This is a genomic window from Ileibacterium valens (assembly GCF_001945525.1).
Lineage (GTDB): Bacteria > Bacillota_I > Bacilli_A > Erysipelotrichales > Erysipelotrichaceae > Ileibacterium > Ileibacterium valens.
The window spans coordinates 1-9201 of sequence record NZ_MPJW01000062.1 but is presented as its reverse complement, the minus strand read 5'-3'; the positions used below and the strand labels follow the sequence as shown (position 1 = coordinate 9201).

10 protein-coding genes are annotated in these 9201 nt (G+C 41.2%); 1 reads left to right on the top strand and 9 read right to left on the bottom strand.

Annotation, left to right across the window (positions count from 1 at the left end; all coding sequences use genetic code 11):
• Window positions 1–139: 139 nt before the first annotated feature.
• The 8 genes from BO222_RS01950 to BO222_RS01915 form a co-directional block, all read right to left on the bottom strand.
• A complete protein-coding gene (locus BO222_RS01950; RefSeq protein WP_143356901.1) occupies window positions 140–988 on the bottom strand; it encodes a DUF6591 domain-containing protein in 849 nt (282 codons plus the stop codon).
• A gap of 64 nt (window positions 989–1052) precedes the next feature.
• A complete protein-coding gene (locus tag BO222_RS01945; protein WP_075817888.1) occupies window positions 1053–1346 on the bottom strand; it encodes a hypothetical protein in 294 nt (97 codons plus the stop codon).
• An 87-nt stretch (window positions 1347–1433) separates the two neighbouring features.
• Window positions 1434–1907: a MerR family transcriptional regulator gene (locus BO222_RS01940; protein ID WP_158024538.1), complete on the bottom strand. Its 474-nt coding sequence runs from the start codon at window positions 1905–1907 to the stop codon at window positions 1434–1436.
• Window positions 1908–2258: 351 nt separating this feature from the next.
• Entirely contained in the window at window positions 2259–2516 is a 258-nt protein-coding gene (locus BO222_RS01935) for a hypothetical protein (protein WP_075817884.1), read from the bottom strand.
• 297 nt (window positions 2517–2813) lie between these two features.
• On the bottom strand, window positions 2814–3992 hold the full coding sequence (gene alr / locus BO222_RS01930) for an alanine racemase (protein WP_075817882.1): 1179 nt from the start codon (window positions 3990–3992) through the stop codon (window positions 2814–2816).
• On the bottom strand, window positions 3986–5041 hold the full coding sequence (locus BO222_RS01925) for a D-alanine--D-alanine ligase family protein (protein ID WP_075817880.1): 1056 nt from the start codon (window positions 5039–5041) through the stop codon (window positions 3986–3988). Before BO222_RS01925 ends, alr begins: the two co-directional genes overlap by 7 nt.
• Window positions 5028–6425: a UDP-N-acetylmuramoyl-tripeptide--D-alanyl-D-alanine ligase gene (locus BO222_RS01920; protein ID WP_075817878.1), complete on the bottom strand. Its 1398-nt coding sequence runs from the start codon at window positions 6423–6425 to the stop codon at window positions 5028–5030. The genes BO222_RS01925 and BO222_RS01920 overlap by 14 nt, the downstream gene beginning before the upstream one ends.
• 320 nt (window positions 6426–6745) lie before the next feature.
• Window positions 6746–7273, bottom strand: coding sequence for a methylated-DNA--[protein]-cysteine S-methyltransferase (locus BO222_RS01915; protein WP_075817892.1), 528 nt, complete (start codon window positions 7271–7273; stop codon window positions 6746–6748).
• A gap of 1075 nt (window positions 7274–8348) precedes the next feature.
• Here BO222_RS01915 and BO222_RS01905 point away from each other — a divergent pair.
• Window positions 8349–8762 (top strand): HIT family protein, encoded by a 414-nt coding sequence (locus tag BO222_RS01905; protein ID WP_075817874.1) that lies wholly within the window; start codon window positions 8349–8351, stop codon window positions 8760–8762.
• A gap of 184 nt (window positions 8763–8946) precedes the next feature.
• On the opposite strand, the gene BO222_RS01900 is transcribed toward BO222_RS01905, so the two are convergent.
• Window positions 8947–9201 (bottom strand): transposase (locus BO222_RS01900; protein WP_075817320.1); only part of this gene is annotated, 255 nt, incomplete at its 5' end.

Sequence of the window (9201 nt, the reverse complement as noted above, 5' to 3'; positions counted from 1 at the left end):
GCAGGATTGCGTTTGATTTTAGCCATGATTTCATTTCCTCTTTTCTTAATAAAAGCACAAATCGCAAAAAAAATCTGTGCAGGCCGAGCCGTACGCTCTCGACTTACACAGATAAAATTACACTCTCCCGTCTGCCCGGTTAATAAACACTGGCCAGGATTTTCTGGATTTCGGTTGTTGTTTCGATATACAACTGAAGCTCTTCTGGACTCAGTGCGCTTTCATCGACCTGATCCATAGCTTCAGCCACTTTGGTATACTGGCTCATCATGCTGGCGTACTCTGTCATCATTGACGCAATGTCATCCGAGTTCTGATAATTTTTCATAAACTCAGCGTATTGCTGGTAAAAGGCTATGAACTCGTCCATTGACTTCTGAAACTCAGGTCTGATACCGGCAGCTTGAGTATTCGATTGAGCTTCTGCCTGCTGACGTTCCTGTTCTTCTTTTTCTTTTTGTTTTTCCTGTTGTTTTCTGGAATCAACGGTCTGCTTTCTCTTAGCAACTGCCTCTTTGGCCTGTTCAACTGCTGTTTCTTCCGATATGTCACAGGCACTGTTCTGGCTGACTTCGCCAAACTTCTGCAGTATTGAAGTCTGATAATCCTTCAAATTCTTCTGGTTTCCGATTGATGAATCAAGTTTGTAAGTTTCTGTTTTACCAATGAGAATCAGCTGACCGCCATCACGAACAATTTCTTCGATATCATCAAAAGAGCTATGGATCTGCTCATCACTCCATCCTTCATCATAGAAGTATTTGATCAGCTGGCTTGTTGCCTGATCTGAATCAAATGTTGATTTTGTATAGATATAGGCGGGATTTGAACCATTTTCTTCAACAAAACTCCCGCAGATAGTTGTTATGGGATCTTCCTTTTCTGCTTTTTCATCTTTGGCGAAACATCCAGCAAGCGTTAATGAAGCTATAAGAACACTCATCCCCACAGCTGCTGGTTTCTTAAACCTGTATTTCGAATTTGTCATTTCTTCTTTCCCTCTTCTGAAAGTAAATCTTTTTGATTGATCGGTAATCAGAGTGCATCTCTGATTAATCGGCATTCTGAATTTTTCTAAGATCCGCATTCAGAACATCATCGATTGCGCTTATGGCTGATTTCCATTTTTCCATACATTCCAGAGTCATCTGATAATCCCAGACCGATTGTGTCTGCAGTTCGAAGAACTCTTCGGCTCTTTTTTGAAGAGTCTGATAGGCCATCAGAAGAATAATACGTTTTGCTTTTTCATAGACAGCTTCACTAAGTTCTTCATCAGCCAGGCATTGCAGCGTTTCAATCTGCTGCAAACTCAAAAAATCTTTCAGTTTTAAATTCTGTTCCATAGCAGAACCTCTCTTTCCACTAAAGAACACGGAAAAATTGCGAGGCCTTCATCTGTCTTGAATGTCTAAACCAAAGCATGATTCAGATCATTTTTTCGATTCATCCCTGCTTTGTTTACTGAGTGTTTTCAGCAGATAAGCTTCTTTGAAATTCGAAAGAAACTTTTCATAATCTACCTGGTCCGTTTGCTCCAAATGGATCATATTCCAGAAACTGTCATAAGAAATTTCTTCCTGATTATTGATCTGAAGCAAAAGAGCTTCGGCGAAAATCAGGCCCTCAGATTTGGTCTTTCTGATTTTGGTCATGTTTTCCATTCTCTTTAAAAGAATATTGCCAAGCTTCTCTGGAAATTCCTGAAGCTCCTGAAGATCCTTTACCGTCAATCCTGCCGATCGAAGAACCATCAGACGCTTCAGTTTTTCAATATCTCGATCAGTGTAGTAGATGCGGCTGCCGTTTACTGATGGATTTTCCGGAGAGAATACATTGCTGCGGATATAATCCTTAATCTTGTTTTCTTCGATACCAAGCAGTTGAACGATATCTTTTGTCTGCATCTTCAGGTCCTCCATTAAAAAAATTCTAAAAGAAGTGAGAAAGTCACTGTCAACATTAGACTGTGCTGACAATTTTTCAATCAGCTGATTCCAACAATTTGCAAAACCTGGTTTCATTTCTCGATTCCTTACATTCTGAATAATCAATGGTTGTTTGACAGTTACTCCAGAATGGATGGCAAAAATCCATGATATCTCATATAAGCTCTCTAAAAAAAAACGGCTGGATCACTGATCCAGCCTTGCCTTAGGCAATATGCAAAGAGTTTCTAAATAGTAAAATCTGATCTTATTGAGGAATAACTCTCGTAAAATTCAATTCGAGCTTCGGGTACTTAAATCAGGAAAAGTTTATTTACCTTCGATTTCCTGTTCGTTTTCCTTAAGATGAGCATCATGCTTTTCAGCATCATGTTCTTTGCGTTCGATGACTTTTTCATCATGTTTGATTTCATGTTCATGCAGATCTTTCATCATTTTAGATTTATCATCTTTAATCTGCACTTCGTGTTCCATGATATCTCCGCGTTTTGCATCGATCACATTTTCGTCGTGACGAACTTCTTTTTCTAATACTTCATCTTCTAATTTCTTGAATGTTTCAGCCATAATTGATTGCCTCACTTTCGCTTTCCTTCATTATCGCCGCTTGATTAAAGAGGCAAAAGCTAAAAGCCCATAAACCATTTCAAACCAGTAATTTTCATTTTAGATGATTTTTAAATCTGTTTTTTTAATCCGATTTTTCAAATCTTTCCAATTTCCATATCCGGTTTTCAGGTCAGATTCCTTTTTTTAAAATTCAGGATGTAAAAAATGGCAGACCTGAATCAGGCCTGCCGCAAAAGTCTATTCATAATTTTTATGGATCAGAAGGCCTGTGAAGCTGCAGTTTCTGATCTTTCTTCAGATGTCTTTTTCCTGATCATTTAATGCTGCAAGATCAAAACGCTCAACGCGGGAAGTAATGCTTGTCAGCGTTTCATTATTAATCGTGTGGGCCAGACGTGTAATCGTATCTAAAGTCACAGTTGTTCCCTGATCTTCTCCGATCAGGGTCACGATGTCGCCTTCCTTGATATCATCAAATCCACTGATATCTGCCATGCATTGATCCATACAGATGTTTCCAACAATTGGAACCAGGTGTCCTCGAATCAGTACTTTCAGATCCTGATTGGAACAGATTCTCGGAAGCCCATCGGCATAACCGATTGTCAGAGAAGCAATTTTTGTTGGCTTTTTTGCTTTGAAGTGTCTTCCATAGGAAACAGTTGCTCCCTGTGGAATCGTCTTGACCATGCTGACCTTGGCCTTAAGACTCAGAATCGGAATAAAATCCGGATTGCTTAAGACCGGTACGGAATCATCACTGGTGACTCCCATATATAAAAGTCCGGGCCGGCAGTAATCATAGCCTCGATCCTGATAGTTCAGAATTCCATATGAATTCTGAATATGACGAAGGCCAGGATGATATCCAGCCTTTTTAATCTCTTCGATGGCTTCGTCGAAAAGATCCATCTGGTGTCTGGTAAAGTCAGCCGAATCTTTCTCAAGATCATCACTGACTGGAAAATGGGAAAAGATCCCATCAATCTGAAGACCTGGCATATTCCAGGTATCAAGCAACTCTTCTTTTTCCTTCGCACCATCCTGATATAAGAATCCGGTGCGGTTCATCCCAGTATCGAGTTTGACGTGACCTTTTAATTTTGTGTGGTTTTCAAGCGCCCATTCATTCATCTTCTTTGCATAGTCATAGGAAAGAATGGACTGATGCAGATCGAGCTGATCGAGGATCTCAAAGCAGGTTGGTGGTGTATAACCCAGGATCAGGATTGGATCCTTAATATTTCCTTCTCGAAGTTCAATGGCTTCCTGCAGACAGGCGACACCAAAATAATCAACCCCCGCTTTCTGCAAGGCTTTTGTACAGGCTAAGGCACCATGTCCATAGGCATTCGCCTTAACAATTCCCATCACTTTCGTATCGCCAACAAGCTTCTGAATTTCCTTTACGTTATGCGCAATAGCGTCCGTATCGATTTGAGCCCAGCAGCGCAGGCCGTCAGTTTTTAACATACGCCGACTGGTTTCTCCATAGCCAGATCAATCAGTTCATCGATCAGCTTATTGAAAGGCTTTCCAGCCTCCTTCATCATGGAAGGATATCGGCTGGTTGCGGTCATTCCTGGAATCGTATTGATTTCATTGATGATAATCGAACCATCCTTTAACCGAAACATATCCACTCTGGCCATTCCCTGACAACCCATCGCCTGATAAGCCGCTTTAGCCAGCCCTCTTGCCTTTTCGAATTCTTCTTTGGAAATACGAGCTGGACAGTAAATGTGGGAATCGACCATATCGTATTTGCCTTCAAAATCAAAGACCGGATGGGACGTTTCGATTTCATCGACACTTCCAGCAAAGAGATGCTCATTGCCCATCACGGCACAGCCGATTTCAAAGCCATCAACAGCCTTTTCTACCAGAATCTTCCCGCGGCCATCGTATTTGAATGCATCTTCAACAGCTTTGGAAAACTGAAGTTCATTGTCAACAAAATGAACGCCATAGGAGCTGCCCGCATTGCATGGTTTGATCACCCATGGCAGTTCAATCAGATCCGCGATTTCTTCAAAAGAAGGTTCTGGCTGATCTTTTTTTAAGCAAAGATAAGGAGCGCATGGAATTTTTGATTCATCTAAAACGATATGCATTAATTCCTTATCCATGCACAGCGCACTCGAAAGCACATCACAGCCAACATAATGAATGTTCAGCATCTGAAGCAGACCCTGAATGGCTCCATCTTCTCCATTCTTGCCATGAACGACCGGGAATACGACATCAAGATGAATTTCTTCTGAGTCTTTAGAAGGATCTAAAGGAAGAATCCCCTGATGAACCCAGGCCGCCTTAACGGCATCTTTTTTCCAATGATCGTGTTCAAGATCATCAATGGATCCATAATAAACCCAGGGCTGTCCCTGTTTGTCAATTCCGATCAGAGTCAGGTTATAACGATCTTTATTCAGATCCCGCAAAAATGAAGCGGCTGAATGCAGTGAAACGGAATATTCGCTTGACTGCCCTCCAAACACGACACCCAGATCAGTTTTTTTCATTACAATTCTCCTCTTCAAGCAAAGCGTTTACAATTTCATCCATCTTAAACGCCCGGCTTCCTTTGATTAAAACCGCTGTCTTCTCATCAAAGAGCGGCCGCAGCGTTTCAATCAGTTCTTTTTTATCATCAGATTTCACGGCCTGATTGCCAAACCCATCCGCAATAAAGCATCCGGGTGTTTTATATGTATATAAAAGATCTACGCCTTTTTCCCTGGCGTATTTTCCCACTTCTTCATGCAGCAGCTTTTCATTTTCCCCTAAGTCAAGCATTCCCGCAAGCACAGCCACATGTTTGTTGGCTGGAATGGCCATCAGCGTATCGATTCCCGCTTTTGCGCTTTCTGGATTTGACTTATAGGAGTCATCTAAAATCGTTCCCTTTTTTAATGGATAAAGACGGGAACGCATTTTTGTCAGCTCCGTTCTGGAAAGACCTTCAAGAATCTGGTTTTCATCCAGTCCCGCAGCCTGTCCGATGGCAATGGCGCATAACGCATTGCTGGCCTGATGTCTTCCAGCAGCTGGAACAAAGATATTTCTTAGAATTCCATCGGCGTTAAATTCAATTCCATCATGGCGATAGGAAATATCCGATGTCACAAACAGATCCGCATCCGGGTTTCCTTTTCCTGAAAAGGAGATTTTTCGAACAGAAACAGGGGCCGGATCATCCTGAAGAACTTCTTCAATTTCCTTTGAATCCTTGTCGTAGATTAAGATACCGCGTTTGCGAAGACCATGAATGATTTCACACTTGGCTTTGGCGATATTATAACGATTGCCAAAGTTTTCCATATGGGCCGAACCGATCGATACAATCGCAGCGATATCTAAAGGCGCAATAGAGCAGAGAAAATCAATTTCTCCATAATTTTCCATTCCCATCTCCAGAACTGCAGCTTTGGTATCTTCTTCAAGATCAAAAATGGTTAATGGAAGACCAATTTCATTATTATGATTGCCCTGCGTCTTGATCGTCGGATATTTTTCAGAAAGAATGCTTGCGGCCATATCCTTGGTACTTGTCTTTCCATTGCTTCCGGTAATCCCAATCGTTAATGGATCAATTTCACTCAGATAGCTTTTCGCCAGTTTCTGCATGGCAGCTAACGGATCCCGAACGAGAATCAGGGGAATAAAGTTTGGATACGGAATCCGATCAATCGCCCACAAAGCCGCAGCAGCGCCATTTGTATACGCCGGAGCTATAAAGTCATGACCATCCACTCGGGCTCCTTTTAATGGAACATACAGATTTCCAGGTTTTACAGTTCTTGAATCAATCGACACTCCGCAAATGCCTGCGTTTTTATCATCAGGCTGATTGAGTATCGATGCGTCGAGTACTTTTGCAATATGTTTAAGAGTTCGCTCTATCATCTAACAATCCTTTTCTAATCCTGTGGGTTTACACGATAAACCTGCCTCAGGAGTATTTTATCCTTTCTGAACGGACAATCATCATCCCTGAACCTCTGGGCGATGGCTGATCATGAACTTAGGTCAGTTGCCTGCCAGAACAGGACAGATTCAGGCCATTTCTCCTGATTTTTTAATTCACAGGGCAGTATACCGGAATTATACGCATCTTTTGACCAGAAATCATGAAAGGACAAAATCTCTTAGAAACCATTTTCGGCGGACCAGATTTCAGACCTTTTTCTCTGAGGTCATCTGCCGCTCTTTAATTCCTTTCACTTTCATGATTCCTTCTGGTCTGATCGTCCGAAACCTTCCAGATCAAGAAGTTTTTGTTTCCTGAACAGTCCGCCGGCATAACCGGTCAGTTTACCATTGCTTCCAATGACTCTATGGCATGGAACAATTAATGAGATCGGATTGTGCCCGATTGCATTTCCTACTGCCTGAGCTGACATTCGGGCTATTCCTTTTTGTCTGGCGATGATATCAGCAATCTGCTTATAGCTCATCGTCTGCCCATAAGGAATCTCTAACAGAATATCCCAGACTGCTTTTTGAAAAGCGGAACCCTCTAACAGAATATCCGGTCTGAACTTTGGATTCTGACCAGAAAAATACAGATCAAGCCATAACGCAGTCTGTTCAAAAACTGGAAGATCTTTTCTTTCGTAAATCGGATCTGAAAGCTTGCCAGGATACTGCAGCTCATATTTCTGATTTTCAAACCAGAGCCCAATCAAATGTCCATATCTGGCTGCCATTGTAAGCCGTCCAAGACAGGATTCATAATACTGAATATAAATAATATAGGAGTCCTGAGTGACAGAGTTATTCATAAACGTTTCCCTTTTATATAAATTGATATAAATGGCGGCAGACATTGACCATTCGCTTCATCTCAGTCATTGATGTTCTGATATCTGCTTTCCAGGATCAGAATTTTTCGCCATCTGTACTTGCTGGTTTTATAATATCTCAAACTCGTTTCCAGAATTTTCAGATTGTCCTGATCCCTTTGCCCGCAGCGATTCAAAAACAACAGGAAAAGCTTTACTGAATTCACTCTTGAAAAATCCGACTCAACTTCCTGTGATGGTCTCAAATGAAAAGTCTCACATTTCACACAAATTGGATCACATAAAATAACTTACTTTGGTTTATTTTAAGTTTATTTGTGTGATTTCTGCTTTCGATACAAATGAGTCCTGAATATATGCCCGATAGGTATCGCATCTATGAGCTTAAACTACGCCCAAAGAAGCAGACAGCACCATAATGAGGAAAAGATGGGATTATTCATTTCAGATTTTGTTGCGAGTTTTGCCGTAATCTGGTCAGAAAATGATCAAAATCCCCCTATGAGTGGGGACTGCATCCCTTGAAATCGCTGTTTTTCATCCTTTATCACACTGTTTCCCACACTTTTGTCTAGAAAGTGTGAATATGGCTATGCTATAATCTTGGTAGCAAGGAAGAGACCCTTGCCGGTATGTTTATCATGCGATATTCATACTATTTTCTATCCCCTTAATAGTAGAGAAGTCAGGCATCCCCTTAGCCTGACTTTTCTCTACTGTACCGTTAAAAATCTAAATTGTTAAAATCTTTAAACGCAAGCCGGTTTCGACTTGTGTTTTTTTGTTTTTTACGATTTCTGGTTTTTCGAATACAATAAGCATAGGTCTTCATTGAAATCGAATTGCTGCCCAGTCGTCTGTCCTGATGGTACCTGGCGTTGGAATTCAGGATCCATTTTCTGATTAAGGGATTTGTTTTTACAGATTTATTGATAACTGGCTGATATTTCATTCATGTCTGATTCAGGTTCCTGATTCTACGCAGCAATCGATTCGTTCTAATTCAAAGAAAGGAGTCCTGATTATGGACTGCATATTCTGTGAAATCGCCAATGGCAATATTCCAGGAAAAACAATTTATGAAAATGACGAAGTACGCGTTATCCTCGATATCAATCCGGTATCGTATGGTCATGCGCTCGTTTTACCCAAAACACATTGTGATTCTTTACTAGAATGTTCTGAGAAAACCCGTAATGCGGTTTTTGAAGCAGCTCAGAAAGTTGGACGTCATATGGAAGACGTTCTTGGATGCGATGGAATCAATGTGTTAACCAACATCCGCGAAGGCGCTGGACAGACAGTCAATCACTTCCACGTTCATCTGATTCCCCGCTATACAAAAAAGCAGAAGCCTGATCAGCTCATCCTTGAATTCGGGGAAAATGATCCAATGGATCTTGATCAGATTGCTTCTGAACTGATCATTAAGGATTAAACAGGTCCAGGATTACAAAGGGGCTGTTAAATTTCGACTGATTTTTCATCAGCGAGATTTACAGCCCCTTTTTCTATGCTTTTTATCTGATTCAATCCTGTTTTATGATGTGTTTTTCCGCTCAAGTCAATTTTTGAACGCACTGAAAAGAGCCAAAACTCAAAAAGACTGTTTATAATCTTTTTCAGATTTCGCTTTTCTGCTCCTTTAATTTTCCATAACGTTCGAGTTCTGGGCAACTCATCCGATTTCTGTTGTTTAATTTTCTGATATTGTGTCCCATGGCCACAATAAGCACCTCAAATTTTACGTTTTCCAGTCCCCGGCGTCTCAATCGGCTGTATCTGTAGTTTTCTTTAAGATCTCCGAAGGTTCCTTCCGCCTGAATGCTCCGGCTGACCATAATCTCATGTCCTGCATCTGAAGACATGTTCTCCCG